The 15,203-nt window shown below is 67.7% G+C and carries 14 protein-coding genes; 3 read left to right on the forward strand and 11 right to left on the reverse strand.

The window, feature by feature from the left end; all coding sequences use genetic code 11:
• Positions 1–249: 249 nt before the first annotated feature.
• From AMYHA_RS00425 to guaB, 3 genes are all read right to left on the reverse strand, one after another.
• A complete protein-coding gene (locus AMYHA_RS00425) occupies positions 250–1,965 on the reverse strand; it encodes an FAD-dependent oxidoreductase (protein ID WP_034266785.1) in 1,716 nt (571 codons plus the stop codon).
• A gap of 56 nt (positions 1,966–2,021) precedes the next feature.
• Entirely contained in the window at positions 2,022–3,158 is a 1,137-nt protein-coding gene (locus AMYHA_RS00430; protein ID WP_034266788.1) for a GuaB3 family IMP dehydrogenase-related protein, read from the reverse strand.
• A 65-nt stretch (positions 3,159–3,223) separates the two neighbouring features.
• Positions 3,224–4,759, reverse strand: coding sequence for an IMP dehydrogenase (guaB, locus tag AMYHA_RS00435; protein WP_034266791.1), 1,536 nt, complete (start codon positions 4,757–4,759; stop codon positions 3,224–3,226).
• Positions 4,760–4,932: 173 nt separating this feature from the next.
• On the opposite strand from guaB, the gene AMYHA_RS00440 reads away from it, so the two are divergent.
• On the forward strand, positions 4,933–5,319 hold the full coding sequence (locus AMYHA_RS00440; RefSeq protein WP_407919864.1) for a DUF5319 domain-containing protein: 387 nt from the start codon (positions 4,933–4,935) through the stop codon (positions 5,317–5,319).
• Positions 5,320–5,440: 121 nt separating this feature from the next.
• Here the strand turns inward: AMYHA_RS00440 and AMYHA_RS00445 are convergent, their stop codons facing one another.
• From AMYHA_RS00445 to AMYHA_RS00465, 6 genes are all read right to left on the reverse strand, one after another.
• On the reverse strand, positions 5,441–6,352 hold the full coding sequence (locus AMYHA_RS00445) for an anti-sigma-D factor RsdA (RefSeq protein ID WP_051399389.1): 912 nt from the start codon (positions 6,350–6,352) through the stop codon (positions 5,441–5,443).
• Positions 6,353–6,925, reverse strand: coding sequence for a sigma-70 family RNA polymerase sigma factor (locus AMYHA_RS00450; protein ID WP_034266796.1), 573 nt, complete (start codon positions 6,923–6,925; stop codon positions 6,353–6,355).
• Positions 6,926–7,110: 185 nt separating this feature from the next.
• Positions 7,111–7,707 (reverse strand): response regulator transcription factor, encoded by a 597-nt coding sequence (locus AMYHA_RS00455; protein WP_034266799.1) that lies wholly within the window; start codon positions 7,705–7,707, stop codon positions 7,111–7,113.
• Between the two features lie 147 nt (positions 7,708–7,854).
• Positions 7,855–8,328, reverse strand: a complete 474-nt coding sequence (locus AMYHA_RS27695; protein ID WP_051399390.1) for a hypothetical protein — start codon at positions 8,326–8,328, stop codon at positions 7,855–7,857.
• 111 nt (positions 8,329–8,439) lie between these two features.
• The gene (locus AMYHA_RS27700) at positions 8,440–8,889 is read right to left on the reverse strand and encodes a hypothetical protein (protein ID WP_051399391.1); all 450 of its coding nucleotides are present in this window, start codon (positions 8,887–8,889) and stop codon (positions 8,440–8,442) included.
• Between the two features lie 78 nt (positions 8,890–8,967).
• Positions 8,968–9,945: a MerR family transcriptional regulator gene (locus tag AMYHA_RS00465; protein ID WP_034266802.1), complete on the reverse strand. Its 978-nt coding sequence runs from the start codon at positions 9,943–9,945 to the stop codon at positions 8,968–8,970.
• 459 nt (positions 9,946–10,404) lie between these two features.
• Between AMYHA_RS00465 and AMYHA_RS00470 the strand changes: the two genes are divergently transcribed.
• Entirely contained in the window at positions 10,405–10,707 is a 303-nt protein-coding gene (locus AMYHA_RS00470) for a WhiB family transcriptional regulator (RefSeq protein WP_034266805.1), read from the forward strand.
• 109 nt (positions 10,708–10,816) lie between these two features.
• On the opposite strand, the gene groL is transcribed toward AMYHA_RS00470, so the two are convergent.
• Entirely contained in the window at positions 10,817–12,415 is a 1,599-nt protein-coding gene (groL, locus tag AMYHA_RS00475) for a chaperonin GroEL (protein ID WP_034266807.1), read from the reverse strand.
• A gap of 140 nt (positions 12,416–12,555) precedes the next feature.
• The gene (gene groES, locus AMYHA_RS00480) at positions 12,556–12,849 is read right to left on the reverse strand and encodes a co-chaperone GroES (RefSeq protein WP_034275274.1); all 294 of its coding nucleotides are present in this window, start codon (positions 12,847–12,849) and stop codon (positions 12,556–12,558) included.
• A gap of 710 nt (positions 12,850–13,559) precedes the next feature.
• Here groES and AMYHA_RS00485 point away from each other — a divergent pair.
• Positions 13,560–15,197, forward strand: a complete 1,638-nt coding sequence (locus AMYHA_RS00485; protein WP_034266809.1) for an alkaline phosphatase D family protein — start codon at positions 13,560–13,562, stop codon at positions 15,195–15,197.
• The last annotated feature ends 6 nt before the right edge of the window (positions 15,198–15,203 follow it).

Consider the following 15,203-nt stretch of genomic DNA (forward strand, 5'->3'; position numbering starts at 1 on the left):
GATGTTGATCTACTTCCTGCGCGCTGCGACCACGGGAACCGGACTTTTCGGGCACAGAATGTCCATATGGCGCAGGAAGTAGATCAACATCGCCTTCGGGCCGCCGTCAGCGGCTCCAGCGAGTGGATCTTGAGGCGTTGTGGTCGCGCGAGCAGCCAAAACGCCTCAAGATCCACGCCGAACGTCGGGTGCCAGGGCCGAACGTCGGACGCCAGGGTGCAGATCGGGCACCGGCAGGACTGGGCGTCCTCAGCGCACCTCGGTGATCGGCAGCCGCAGCGCGCCGGGCGCCTCGGCTGGCACCGCGGGCGACACCGGCGCGACGGGCTTGATGCGCCGATAGCCGTCCGACTGTGTCGGGCGCGGGTCTGCCTCGCCCTTGTTCGGCCAGAACGACATCGCCCGCTCGGCCTGCGCGGTGATCGTCAGTGACGGGTTCACACCCAGGTTCGCGGTGATCGCCGCACCGTCCACCACGGACACGCCCGGATAGTTGAACACCCGGTGGTACGGGTCGATCACGCCGTCAGCTTCCTTGTCGCCGATCGCGCACCCCCCGATGAAGTGCGCGGTCAGCGGGATGTTGAACAGTTCGCTCCAGGTGCTGCCCGCGATGCCATCGATATACTTCGCGGCGAGTTGGTTGGCGTCGTAGCCCGACTTGATGAACGTCGGGTTCGGCACGCCGTGGCCCTGCTTCGACGTGTATTTCCGCCGTCCGAACAGGCCCTTCTTGGTGTACGTCGTGATCGAGTTGTCCAGGCTCTGCATCACGAGCAAGATCATCGTCCGCTCGCTCCAGCGGTAGGTGCGCAGCAGCTTCGCGGTGGTGACCGGGTTGCGGGCGAGAAAGCTGAAGAACTGCCGCAGCCGCGAGGTCTTCTGCGTGGCGTCGGTGGCCAGCGTTTGCAGCAGGCCCATGGCGTTGCTGCCCTTGCCGTACCGCACCGGCTCGATGTGGGTGATCTCGTCGGGGTGAATGGACGACGTGATCGCCACACCGGTGCTGAAGTCGCGCTCCGGGTCCACTGTCATGCGCGACGACCCGATGATCGCCTCGGAGTTCGTTCTGGTCAGCACGCCGAGCTTCGACGAGAGCTTCGGCAGTGTGCCGGTGTCGCGCATCTGGTGCAGCAGCTTCTGCGTGCCCCAGGTGCCCGCCGCGAGCACCACCTTGCCCGCCGTCAGCGTGTGGCGGAACTGGCGCGAGTGCTTGCCGGTCTTGCGGATGTCGACTTCGTACGAGCCGTCGCCGCGTGGGCGCAGCGCGGTCACCGTCGTCATCGGGATGACCTTCGCGCCGTTCTTCTCCGCGAGGTACAGGTAGTTCTTGACCAGCGTGTTCTTCGCGTTGTGACGGCAGCCGGTCATGCAGCTGCCGCACTCGACGCAGCCGGTGCGCTCCGGGCCCTCGCCGCCGAAGTACGGGTCGGCCGCCGTCTTGCCCTTCTCGCCGAAGTACACGCCGACGGGCGTCGGGTGGTAGCTGTCGGAGATGCCCATGTCGGCCGCCACCTTGCGCATGACCTCGTCGTGCGGGGTGTCCAGCGGGCAGGTGACTACGCCGAGCATCCGGCTGGCCTGGTCGTAGTGCGGCGCGAGCTCGTCCTCCCAGTCCGTGATGTGGGACCACTGCTTGTCCTGGTAGAACGGCTTGAGCGGCCGGTACAGCGTGTTCGCGTACACCAGCGAGCCACCGCCGACGCCGGATCCGGCCAAGATCATGCAGTCCCGCAGCATGTGGATCCGCTGGATGCCGTAGCAGCCCAGCTCGGGCGCCCACAGAAACTTGCGGAGATCCCAGGACGTCTTGGCGAACTCGTCGTCGGTGAACCTGCGCCCCGCCTCGATCACGGCTACCCGGTAGCCCTTCTCGGTCAGCCGGAGCGCGGCCACACTGCCGCCGAATCCAGAGCCAACGATGATGACGTCGTAGTCAGGCTCGTTCGTGTTACGCGCAGTCACACCGACCAGGATAACCCGCTCGGCGTAGTCCTGACCAGAGGTAAGTTACCGGCGAGTCATCGCCGGACGTTCAGCCCGACCTTCTGGAACTCCTTGAGATCGGAGTAGCCCGTCTTCGCCATGGCACGGCGCAGCGCACCGAACAGGTTGATGGTGCCGTCGGCGTCGGACGACGGGCCGTAGAGCAACGTCTTGAGGTCGACCTCGTGGTCCGGCCCCGCGGCGACCCGCGAACGCGGCAACGAAGGGTGCGCGGCGGCCGACGTCCAGTACAGCCCCTGACCTGGCACCTCAGCGGCCGCGGAGAGCGGCGCGCCGAGCATCACGGCGTCCGCGCCGCAGGCGACGGCCTTGGCCAAGTCACCGCTGCAGGACACCCCGCCGTCTGCGAGCACGTGCACGTACCGGCCGCCGGTCTCGTCAAGGTAGTCGCGGCGCGCGGCGGCCGCGTCGATGATCGCGGTTGCCATCGGCACCCCGATGCCGAGCACCCGGTCGGTGGTGGTGACGCCCGGCGAGTAGCCGTGCCCGACGATCACACCAGCCGCACCGGTGCGCATCAGGTGCATCGCGGTGCGGTAGTCGCTCACACCACCGGCGACGACAGGCACGTCCAGTTCGGAAATGAACTCCTTCAGGTTGAGCGGCTGCTCGCCGTCCTTGGAGACGTGTTCCGCCGAGACGATCGTGCCCTGCACGACGAGCACCTCGACACCGGCCGCGAGCAAGTCAGGCGTCAGCTCGGCCGCGTGCTGCGGGCTCACCCGCGCCGCGACCGTCACGCCTGCCTCGCGCACCTTCTTGATCGCCTCGGCGATCAGCTCCATCCGCAGCGGCGCCGCGTGCAGCGTCTGCAACCTGCGGACGATCGCGTCAGCGTCGTCGACGTCATCGGCGGCCGCGATGACCGAGTCCAGCGCTTCCTCGACATTGCTGTGCCGCGCCCACAGGCCCTCGGCGTTCAGCACACCGAGTCCGCCAAGCTCTCCGATGGAGATAGCGGTCGACGGCGACACGATCGCGTCGGTCGGATGCGTCACCAACGGCAGGTCGAACCGGTAGGCGTCGATCTGCCACGCGGTCGACACGATCTTGGACGACCGGGTGCGGCGCGACGTCACGATCTCGATGTCGTCGAGGTCATACGCACGGCGCGCGGTGCGCCCCATGCCGATCTCAACCATGTCCCGCACGTGAAAGTCCCTTCGCTCGGCGACTGGCTCGCCAACGAACGCAGCCTAACTGGCCGCCGAATCGCTCAGCGCGCGGTGTAGTTCGGCGCTTCGACCGTCATCGTGATGTCGTGCGGGTGACTCTCCTTGAGCCCCGCCGCCGTGATCCGCACCAGCTGCGCGTCCTGCAGCTCAGCGATGTCTCGCGCGCCGGTGTAGCCCATCGCCGACCGCAGCCCGCCGACCAGCTGGTGCACCACCGTCGACAGCGGCCCCCGGTACGGGGTGCGGCCCTCGATACCTTCCGGCACCAGCTTGTCCTCGGAGAGGACGTCGTCCTGGGCGTAGCGGTCCTTGGAGTACGACTTGCCACCGTCGCGCGACTGCATCGCGCCGAGCGAGCCCATGCCCCGATAGGCCTTGAACTGCTTGCCGTTGACAAGCACCAGGTCACCGGGCGCTTCAGCCGTGCCTGCCAGCAGGCTTCCCAGCATGACCGTCGACGCGCCGGACGCGATGGCCTTGGCGATGTCGCCGGAGTACTGGATGCCGCCGTCACCGATCACCGGCACCCCAGCGGGGCGGCAGGCCCGCGCCACCTCGTAGATCGCGGTGATTTGCGGCACCCCGACGCCGGCGACGACCCGTGTGGTGCAGATCGAGCCCGGCCCGACGCCCACCTTGACGCCGTCCGCGCCAGCCTCGATCAGTGCCTCGGCGCCAGCCTTGGTCGCGACGTTGCCGCCGACGATGTCGACCGACGCCCCCAGCTCCTTCTTCAGCGCGGTAACGGTGTCGATGACATCGCGGGAGTGGCCGTGCGCGGTGTCGACCATGATCACGTCCACCCCGGCGTCGGCCAGCGCCATCGCACGTTTACGCCCGCTCTCCCCGACGCCGACCGCGGCTGCGCACAGCAGCCTGCCATCGGTGTCCTTGGTGGCGTTCGGGTACTGCTCGGTTTTGACGAAGTCCTTGACGGTGATCAGGCCGCGTAGCTTGCCCGCGCCATCGACGATCGGCAGTTTCTCCACCTTGTGCCTGCGCAGCAGCCCGAGCGCGACGTCAGCCGACACGCCGACCTGCGCGGTGACCAGCGGCTGCTGCGTCATGACTTCGCTGACCGGGCGGGAGTGGTCCGCTTCGAACCGCATGTCCCGGTTGGTGATGATGCCGACGAGCGAACCGTCGGCGTCGGTGACCGGCACGCCAGAGATCCGGTAGCGCGCACACAGCGCGTCGACTTCGGACAGCGTGTCCTCCGGCGAGCAGGTGATCGGGTCGGTCACCATGCCGGCCTCGGAGCGCTTCACGACCTCGACCTGCGACGCCTGATCCTCGATGGCGAGGTTGCGCTGCAGCACGCCGATACCGCCCTGCCGCGCCATCGAAATCGCCATCCGCGACTCGGTCACGGTGTCCATCGCCGCGGACACCAGCGGCACTCGCAGCGAGACGTTGCGCGTCAACTGGGCTCCGGTGTCCACCGCGCTGGGCACCACATCGGTCTCGGCGGGAAGCAGCAGGACGTCGTCGAAGGTCAGGCCGAGCGAAGCGAACTTGCTCGGCAGAAACGCATCGCTCGTCGCCATGCTGTGGTGGGCGCCCGAATCGCTGGTCATCGGATAACTGGACCTTCCTTGCCGCCTGGCCTGTGCGCTGCCTGTGGTGAACAAACGGTGAGCGGCTCGGCAGCATTCCCACGTCCGCGGCTCGACCGGTGGAATGCGACCTATGCCTCCTGAACCGATGGTATCTGGACACAGTGTCGGCACGAGGCGGTACCGTGCGAGCCGTGACCAACGAGGAGTTGCCACCAGACCCGTTCGCGGACGATCCACACGATCCCGCGAAGGACTTGGACGAGATGCACGAAGAGCCCGGCGAACCGATCAGCGAATCGGAGCGCGCCGAACTGCTCGCCGACCTCGCTGACCTGGCCTTCTACCAGAAGCTGCTAGAACCGCGCGGTGTGCGCGGCATCGTCGTCGACTGCTCGGACTGTGAGGAACCCCACTTCCACGACTGGGACCTGCTGCGCGCGAGCCTGGAACAGCTGCTCGGCGACGGCAGGATGCGCCCGCACGAGCCCGCGTTCGCGCCGAATCCGATGGACTACGTGAGCTGGGAGTACTGCCGGGGCTTCGCCGACGGCATCAGGGCTAACGAGACCGCACACTGACGCGACGCTGACGTCGCCTCGCTGACGTCACCTCAACGACGTCGTCTCAGTCACCTCAACGACGTCGTCTCAGTCACCTCAACGACGTCGTCTCAACCGGCGTTCGCTCGTCACGCCGGTGTCAGCCGACCGGCTCCGACTGCGATTCGACCTCGGAGCCGGAGTCCGACGTGCTGTTGTCGTCGGACTCAGCTGAGGTGTTGTCGCTGGTCGAGCTACGACTCGTCGTCGTGCTCGACGGCGACTCGCTAGGGTCCGACTGCTCACTCGGGGAACTGCTCGGCGAGGTCGACTCGCTCTCGTCCGGTGGGGGGTTGATCAACGGTGGCTCCGACGTGGTGGACGACGTCTCGGAGGACGTCGAGGTCGAGGACGATGTGCTCTCGCTCGGCGAGGTCGTCTCCTCGTCGTCGGCGGGGGTGCCGTCACTTTCCCTGAGCTGCGTCATCAGCTCATTGTGTTCGCGGCTCAGCCCGTCGTGGTTTTCCTCCTCGCGGACCGAATCCAGACTGGCGCGGGCTTTGTCGAGCGCGTCACGCGCGGTGTCGAGTTCGCCATCGTCTATGGCCTCGCGCGCCCGGTTGAACTCGGCCTTGACCTCGAAGGACGCCTCGACCGAGTTCGCCCTCTCCGCGTAGAGCACCTGGGTCAGTCCCCACAGCGTGTCGCCTGGCACGGCGTCACGGGCGGCCACACTGGCGCCGCCGAACGCGATGACGAGTACCGACGCCGCCGCGGCGATGGGCACGAGCAGCCTGCGCCTGCGATCGCCGCGCTCACCCTTCTGGTCGGCGGCAGTGGCCTTGATGGTGTTGACGGCCGAGTCGACACTGACGAGCTCCGGCATCGGCTCGCCGTCGACCTCCCTGCTCCACGACAGCAGCAGGGCATTGAGCTCGGCCCCGCCAAGCTCGTCAGCCAGTTTCGGATCAGCACCGCCGAGGGCATCGAGCAGCGCGTCGTCCGCCCGCACCTGGGATAGATCGACATCGGCGTGATCGCGATCATCATCGCGACCGAAGCTCGTCGACACTCAGACCACCTCCTCAGCGGCCAGCGCCTTCCGCAGCCGCGCCAGCGCACGATGCTGGGCAACCCGGACGGCGCCGGGCGTCGAACCAACCGCCTCGGCTGCTTCCTCGGCGGAGAGCCCGACCACGACGCGCAACACCACGATCTCACGCTGCTTCTCAGGCAGGACCTGCAGCAGCCGTGACATCCGCTCGTTCAGCTCACCCTGCAGCGCGTGCTGCTCGGGACCGATGTCGTTCTCGACCTCATCGGGTACTTCCGAAACCGGTTCGGACCGATTCCGCGCGGCCGACCGATGCGCGTCAGCAACCTTGTGCTGAGCGATCCCGTAGACGAACGCGAGAAAAGGGCGCCCCTGATCTCGGTACGAAGGCAACGCCGTTAGCACCGCGAGACACACCTCCTGCGCGACGTCATCCGCCGAGGCGAACGATCGCTCTTGCCTGCCGACACGAGCGCGGCAATACCGCACTACCAGTGGACGGATAGCAGCGAGCAGCCGCTCGACTGCATGAGGCTCACCCTCTACAGCGGCGGCGACTGACTCGTCCAGTCCGTCCCCCATATTGGCCATCGCAGACAATGGTTCTGGTGTTACTCCTAGGCGGACAAAGAGTACAGCGCGCGACCGTTTGGCGGTCACTCGCGCCGGTGACCACCGTACCTGGCGGCACCGACGAGCGAACGTTACCCCAGCCAAAGCAAAGGGTCCCGCCACATTTGGCGGGACCCTTCGATGACTAAGCCATCAACGGTGATTCATGCCACAAGCCCGCGACGGAAGCCGTGCGCGACGGCCTGCGCGCGGTCACGCACGCCGAGCTTGCGGAACAGTCGACGCGCGTGCGTCTTCACCGTGTCCTCAGAGAGATAAAGCTCACGCCCTATCTGACCATTGCTTTTTCCTTGGCTCATGCCGCGAAGCACCTGCAGCTCCCGCTCGGTGAGCTGAACACCGGGATCGGAGGGCTGCCGCTGCGACGGCACCGAGGTGCTCGCGAGCGTATGCGCGAGCGCGGCGACCAACTCCGGACGGGACGCGTCCCACCTGAGGTAGCCCCTCGCGCCACCGGCGATCGCCGCGGCGATGCTTCCGGCGTCGTCCGGCGCACCGAACACGATCACGTTCGCCTGGGGGTTTGCTGAGACGAGTCGCCGGGTCGCTTCGACCCCGGTTGGCACGGCGCGCTGGGTACCGACCAGCACGACGTCGACCGGCTGCCGCGAGAACCGGGAGAGCAACTCGTCACCGTGTGCTACGCAGTCAATGCGACTGACACCGGGCACGGCGGACATCACTCGAGTGAGTCCTTCGCGCACACTGCGTCGGTCGTCGCAGATCAAGACCGTCGTCACGGGGTTTCCTTCCTGCAGCCGGGTGACGTTCCATAACCCCTATCGGACGCTTTGGGCCCGACCTTGACACGATCCGGTGGCCTTTTTTTAAAGATCTTCGCCCATATGTCTGCACGAGGGGCCGGTTAGGCGTGTTTACCCTGACTTTCAGCAGACCTTAGGTACCCATGGCGACGCCATCGCCAGGCTCCTACCCAGCGGGTCAGCCCGCCGTAACAGTACGTGCACGATGCTGCCGGCTTCGTGCCGTAACTCGCTCGCAGCGGCAGCGTCGTCGGTGCCGTTCGCGTCCGAAAGGAGTAACGCTGCGGGCCATGCTAGCGGATACAGGCCGAGTTTCCGGGTGTCATCGCGCACCTGTTCTGCGAGGGTGATCACCCTCGATGTGTCGGTCATGACACCGGACGACCCGTCAGCCGCGTCCGATTCGCCCGTGTTCTGGCCCGAAGACTCCGATCCCATCGCACCTGATGCCGCGGCGCTCAGCGCGGCCGCGAGCACCAGATCGGACTTGAGCGCATGCCTCGTGCTGCCGTGTTCCCTGGCGATAGCAGCGGCCCGCTCGGCGTGCGGACGTGCGGCGGTGGCGGCACCAGCGGCGAGTTCGACCTCCGCCGACACCCAGGCGTATCGGACTCTGGTGCGCCAGCAGGACGGCTCGGATGCCGCGACCCTGGCCAGTAGCGTGCGTGCCTCCCGCTGGCGGCCGAGCGCCAGGGCGTCCGCGGCGAGTCAGAGGAGGGCGTCGGCGACGGCACCCGCGACGTCGACACCGTCGGGGTCGACGATGACTGGACTGGGGTCGCGGCCCAGCCCAGTGTCGCCGCCAGCCTCGCCCCTGTCCGGTCCGGCCGCACGGCGTAGCCCACCTGCCAGCCGCACACCGCTGATGGCCCGTAGCGCGGCGGCGTCGAACACCCGCGCGTTCGCGTGGCCGCCGAGTTGCCTGCGGTGCGAAGCCAGCGTGCTCGCCGCGAGCGAGGCGAACACGCGGTCCCGGCAGCCAAGCAGCGGTTCAAGCAGCGCCGCCGCCCGCGCGTAATACCCGCGCGCGCCGAGCACCACGGCAGCGAGCCAGCGCGGCAGCGGACCGGCTGCTGATGCCTCGGCAACCACGGCAGCTGAGACGGCCAAGTCGCTGCCGAACGCGGCTGCCCGCAACCGGTCCTCGATGTCAGTCACCCGCTCAGTATGGGCGCGCCTCGCCGCGGCCCGCCCACCACTGCACGACAGCGCCAAACAGGGCCAGCAGCGCCGCCCTTACGGCGCGCCAGGCAGCACGTACGACACCCGCTCCACCGCGGTAGGCAGGCCGCTGAGCAGTTCCACGGTCGCCGGCAGCCGCTGACCGTCCCAGCCAGGTCCGCACGCGAACAGCCTGCTGCGCTGCTTGCCTCGTGTCAGCCGGCTGAACAGCGCCGGATCGATCGCGCCTTCCCGCTGCGCCCACAGCACGACAGCTGCTGGCATCGTGCGGCGCACCGTCGCGACCAAGACGTCGGCGGGCAGCGCGACGCTGTAAACCAGGGTGTCGATCCGCTTACGGGCGAGTGCGGCGGCGAGCACATGCACCGCGAGTCCAGCCCGCTCCGGGCGGGGACACGCCAGCAGCACCGGGTGGTGGTTGCGCGGTCGCTCCACGAGCGGTGCCGCCCTGGTAAACGCGCCAAGCGCCAGCTCGACAAGCAGGTAGCGCGCTTCCGTGCTCGACCGTCCGCGCCAACCGGAGCCGAGCGCGGACAGCACCGGCCGCACCACGTGTTCCCAGGCGAGCAGCGGCCCGTACCTGCCAACCGCTTCGGCGAGCACCTGCTGCACCATGCGGACGTCGAGGGCGATCGTGGCCGCGCTCAGCCGCCGGGCGAGCCGCGTATGGCCGACGTCCTCCCGCACGTGGTACCCGGCGTACGACGGCTCATGGCGGGAGTTTTGCTGGGTCGGCACGGCGCCCGCGAGCTCGAGCGCGGGGTCGTCGAGTGCGACGGGCTCGGTGTTCGCAGCGCTGGTGTCGCTGTCCAGGGCGTACTGGGCCGCCTCTGCCGTTGACGCACCGGACAACAGCGCCCGCTGCATCACTTCCAACCGAGCGATGTCGCGCGGCGAGTAACGGCGGTGCTTGCCGTTGGTGTGACGGCTTGGGCCGAGGCCATATCGCCGGTCCCAGGTCCGCAGCGTCGCCGGAGCGACACCGAGCCTGCGCGCGACGGCGGCGACCGGCAGCGTCGGTTCCCCCGACACAGGCTCACTATCAGGGCAGTTATCCCCAGGTTTGCCCCCATCTGGTGGGTTATCCACAACGCTGTCCACAGCTGGGGCGGCGATACCAGTTAAGCCCGCGGCCGATCGCGTCTCATCGGCCGCGGGCTCGGTGTCCCGTTCCCGCTTCGGGGAGGTCCCGGCTCGCACGTCACCAATATCCCGGCGGCACCGAAAGCCAGCAACCGGAAGAACAGCCACAGAACCAAAGTGAATTAATTACGGAATTCGGCGATTCCGACTTGACATGTGCCCTCCAATGCCAAGTCGATCTCCGATTTCATCACTCAAGCAGGGGATACCTAATGAATGAATCCCCCGAGCACTCTTGAACAAGTATTGGCGCGGTTCTAACGTTACGGCCATTGCACCAAATGGAGCAATCCACTCGTCGCAGAGCAGCACAACACACCCACCGGCTACTGGTGAAGGCGGAAACCCATGGCAGACACGCGAAGGCTTCCTGGCCCCAACGCGGACGTGTGGGACTGGCAACTGGAGGGCTCCTGCCGGGGGCTGGATAGCGCGTTTTTCTTCCATCCCGACGGGGAACGAGGCCCGGCGCGGGCGCGGCGCGAGGCGAAAGCGAAAGCGATTTGCCAAACGTGTCCCGTGCTTCAACTTTGCCGCGCGCACGCCCTCAAGGTGCACGAGCCGTACGGCATCTGGGGCGGTCTTTCCGAATCAGAACGCGAAGCGATTATCAAAGCGAGCAAGCGGCAACTCGCGCTCACCGCGACCTGACCCGGCCACTCGACCGGGCGCGGCTCATCGCGTGTCCGGCATGGCACAGACGACGGGGCGGCCCTCCCTGCTGCGGGAGTGGCCGCCCCGTCGTGTGAGTGACGTCGGCTCAGGCCGCGTCTTCGTCCTCGTTCTCCTCCGGCGCCTCGACGACGGACGAGTTCGTCGTGAGCACCATCCGGGCGATCGAGGCGGCGTTGCCCACCGCGGAGCGGGTGACCTTCACCGGGTCGACGATGCCGGAGCCTGCCAGGTCGGTGATTTCACCGGTGGCGGCGTTGAAGCCCTGGCCCCAGTCCTGCTCGGCCACCTTGGACACGATGACAGGACCTTCAAAACCGGCGTTGTTCGCGATCCACAGCAGCGGCGCGCTCAGCGCCTCCCGCACGATCTGCACACCGGTCGCGGCGTCGCCCTCAAGGCCGAGGTTGTCCTCAAGCGACTTGACGGCGTGCACCAGCGCCGACCCGCCACCGGGCACGATGCCCTCCTCAACGGCGGCCTTGGTGGACGCGACGGCGTCCTCGATGCGGTGCTTGCGCTCGGCGAGCTCGGTCTCGGTCGCGGCGCCGACCTTGATGACCGCGACGCCACCGGACAGCTTGGCCAGCCGCTCCTGCAGCTTCTCGCGGTCCCAGTCGGAGTCCGTCGACTCGATCTCGGCCTTGATTTGCGCGATGCGCGCCTTGCGGTCCTCCTCGGAGCCGCCGCCGTCGACCAGCGTCGTCTCGTCCTTGGTGATGACCGCGCGGCGCACCGTGCCGAGCGCCTCGAGGCCGACCTCGGACAGCTTGCGGCCCAGCTCCGGCGTGATGACCTCGGCGCCGGTGACGACGGCGAGGTCGTCGAGGAACGCCTTGCGGCGGTCGCCGAAGTACGGAGCCTTCACCGCGACAACGGACAGCGTCTTGCGCAGCGAGTTGACCACCAGGGTGGACAGCGGCTCGCCCTCGACGTCCTCCGCGATGATCAGCAGCGGCTTCTTGGACTCGACGACCTTCTCCAGCAGCGGCAGCAGGTCGGGCAGCGAGGAGATCTTGTCGCGGTGCAGCAGCACGAGCGCGTTCTCCAGGGTGGCCCGCTGCTGCTCCTGGTCGGTCGCGAAGTGCCCGGACAGGAAGCCCTTGTCGAACTGGACACCCTCGGTGATGACCAGCTCGGTGGCCATGGTCGAGGACTCCTCGACGGTGATGACGCCGTCCTCGCCGACCTTCTCGACGGCCTCGCCGAGCAGCGAGCCGATGTTCGCGTCACGCGACGTCACGGTGCCGACCTGGGCGATGGCTTCCCGGCCCTTGACCGGCGTCGCCTTCTCCTTGAGGACGTCAACGACCTTGTTGGCCGCCGCGTCGATGCCCTGACCGAGCGCGGCGGGGTTAGCGCCCGCCGCCACGTTCTTCAGGCCCCTGCTGACCAGGGACTGCGCGAGCACGGTCGCCGTCGTGGTGCCGTCACCGGCGACGTCGTTGGTCTTGGTGGCAACGCTCTTGGCCAGCTGCGCGCCAAGGTCCTCGAAGGAGTCGTCCAGCTCGACGTCACGCGCGACGGTCACGCCGTCGAGGGTGACGGTCGGGCCGCCGAACTGCTTGCCGAGGACGACGTGCCTGCCGCGCGGGCCGAGCGTCACCTTGACCGCGTCGGCCAGCTTGTTGACGCCGCGCTCAAGGGACTTGCGCGCCTCGTCGTCGAAGTTGATCTGTTTAGGCATGGTCTCGCCTACGTACCTTTCAGTATCGTGTGAGCACGCGGGAAAGGCCGATGCCCCGGCCCCGGCGATGCGGGGTCCGGGGCATCGGGATGTGCGTTGCCGCTGTGCGGGCGGTATAGCCCCTCACTCGGCATAGGTCGTCAGTTAACGACGGCCAGCACGTCACGGGCGGACAGGATCAAGTACTCCTCACCGTTGTACTTGACCTCGGTACCGCCGAACTTCGAGTAGATGACGACGTCGCCTTCCTTGACATCCACCGGGATGCGGTTGCCCTTGTCGTCGAACTTGCCCGGGCCTACGGCCAGGACCTTGCCCTCCTGGGGCTTTTCCTTCGCGGTGTCGGGGATGACGAGGCCGGAAGCCGTCGTCTCCTCGGCCTCGCTCGTCTGGACAACGATCTTGTCCTCGAGCGGTTTGATGTTCACGCTCACCGGGTTGACCTCCACGGTCGCATAAGCGTCGGATCGGATAAGGGATTACGACTCCCACCCCCGTCGTCGCGGGTGCCGGGCGTGTTCATCGCATGCGCTTAGCACTCTAGCTAGGCGAGTGCTAGCCGTGCAACTAGGGTTCGATCCAATCGGCTGAAATCTCTTTTTCGCAGGGCTCGCGGGCGGGCCCAAGACGACGTCTTCCGCTGCCCGCTGCCTGCCCTCCTGGGCCTCTTCACCCCCGCCCTGCCGCCGCCGTCCACGCCCTGACCACGCCGAACGTGGTCGTCGGTGTGCTGCCCAGGGTATCGCTCCGCCACGCCACCCGCCCGATGCCGCGCGCCGTCACGCGGCGAAAGACGCCTTCGCTGCGTTGGACTGAAAGACGCTTTCGCCTCGGCTTGCCGACCAAAGTTGATCAACTCCCTGCGCGCTGCGACCACACAGTGACTGTTTTGTCGGATTCTCGTGGTCACAGCGCGCAGTAAGTTGATCAACAACGCGCACGGGCGGGCGCAACCGGTGTAACGGGTACGACAGAGACGCCCGCACTACCCGGCGCCCCAGTCCCGGCACGGGGCACCCGCCGCGTCTTCGGAGCGGGCATCGGACGTTCATCCCGTCGTCACCCGATCAGGCACTTTCCGCTCACCACGGGCGATCAACCTGAAGCCGCACTGGCTGTCGATCACCCGTGGGGAGACCACCACATGACCGAGTCGCGTGACCACAACCCCCGAACCACTACCCGCCGTTCCGCTTTGCGATACGGCGCGGCCCTCAGCGCCGCGACCGGCGCTGCGGCCACCGGACTCGAGCTGCCCGCCGTGGCAGAGCCCGGCAGTCCCGGACACAGCCCAGGCAGCAACCAGGGCGCTGGCCGTGGCCTCACTACCGACCCGTTCACCCTCGGCGTCGCCTCCGGTGAGCCGGACGCCACCAGCGTCGTGCTCTGGACCCGCCTCGCACCTCGTCCGCTCGCCGAAGACGGCCTCGGCGGCATGCCGCACCGCAACGTCGAAGTGCGGTGGGAGCTCGCCACTGACGAGCGGTTCCGCGGCGTCGTCCGGCGCGGCCACGCGACCACCGGCCCGGAAGCCGGGTTCGCCGTCCACATCGAGGCGGCGGGATTGCGGCCGGGCTGGGAGTACTTCTACCGCTTCCGCGTCGGCCGCTACGTTTCGCCGGTCGGCCGCACCCGCACCACCCCCGCGCTTGGCACGCTCGGCTCCGCGCTTGCGATGAGCTTCGCCTCCTGCTCGCAGTACGAGCACGGCTACTTCACCGCCTACCGGTACCTCGCCGCCGACGAGCCCGACCTCGTGCTGCACCTTGGCGACTACCTGTACGAGTATCCGGCCAACACCTACGTCTCGCCCGACGGCAACGTGCGCGACCACGTCGGACCCGAGATGGAGTCGCTTGCCGAGTACCGGCAGCGCCACGCCCAGTACCGCGCCGACACGGATCTGCAAGCGGCGCACGCCATCGCCCCGTGGCTGGTCGTCTGGGACGACCACGAGGTCGACAACAACTGGGCGGGCGACGTCTACGAGAAGCCGCACATCCCGCAGCCGAACTTCATCCAACGCCGCGCCAACGCGTTCCAGGCGTACTACGAGAACATGCCGCTGCGCGCCCGCAACCGGCCGGACGGTTCTGCGATGCGGCTCTACCGCGCGGTGTCGTGGGGTTCGCTGGCGACGTTCCACATGCTCGACACCCGGCAGTACCGCGACGACCAGGCGTGCGGCGACGGCTGGAAGGTGTGCGAAGACGCCAAGGACCCGGCGCGCACCATCACAGGCGACGACCAGGAAGCCTGGCTGCTGGACAACTTCCGCTCGTCGACGTCGCGCTGGGACATCCTCGGCCAGCAGGTGTTCTTCGCGAGGCGCACCAGCGCGACCGGCAAGAACAGCATGGACGGCTGGGACGGCTACCGGGGCTCGCAGGAGCGGATCAGCGAGGGATGGGTCGACGCTGGCGTACGCAACCCGGTCGTGCTCACCGGCGACGTCCACACCCACTGGGCGAACGAGCTGAAGGCCAACTACGCCGACCCTGACTCCGACGTCATCGGCACCGAGCTGGTCACAACGTCGATCGCCTCCGGTGGCAACGGCAGCGACTCCGATCCGGCGGACAACCCGACGCTGGAGCGCAACCCGCACATCAAGTTCTACAACCGGCAGCGCGGCTATGTCCGCACCCGGATCAGCCGGGACGCCATGGACGTCGACTTCCGCGTGCTGGACACCGTGACCGATCGGAACGGCACGGCGAACACCCGTGCATCGTTCCGCATCCACGACCGTCGGCCGGGCCTTGACCCGCTGACGCACTGAACGACG

It is taken from the genome of Haloechinothrix halophila YIM 93223 (genome assembly GCF_000504245.1).
GTDB classification, from domain to species: domain Bacteria; phylum Actinomycetota; class Actinomycetes; order Mycobacteriales; family Pseudonocardiaceae; genus Haloechinothrix_A; species Haloechinothrix_A halophila.

Coding starts and splice junctions, on each gene's coding strand:
- guaB (WP_034266791.1), bottom strand. CDS start 4,759: ATGACCAGCGATTCGGGCGCCCACCACAGCATGGCGACGAGCGATGCG.
- AMYHA_RS00450 (WP_034266796.1), bottom strand. CDS start 6,925: ATGGCCAATATGGGGGACGGACTGGACGAGTCAGTCGCCGCCGCTGTA.
- AMYHA_RS00470 (WP_034266805.1), top strand. CDS start 10,405: ATGGCAGACACGCGAAGGCTTCCTGGCCCCAACGCGGACGTGTGGGAC.
- groL (WP_034266807.1), bottom strand. CDS start 12,415: ATGCCTAAACAGATCAACTTCGACGACGAGGCGCGCAAGTCCCTTGAG.
- AMYHA_RS00485 (WP_034266809.1), top strand. CDS start 13,560: ATGACCGAGTCGCGTGACCACAACCCCCGAACCACTACCCGCCGTTCC.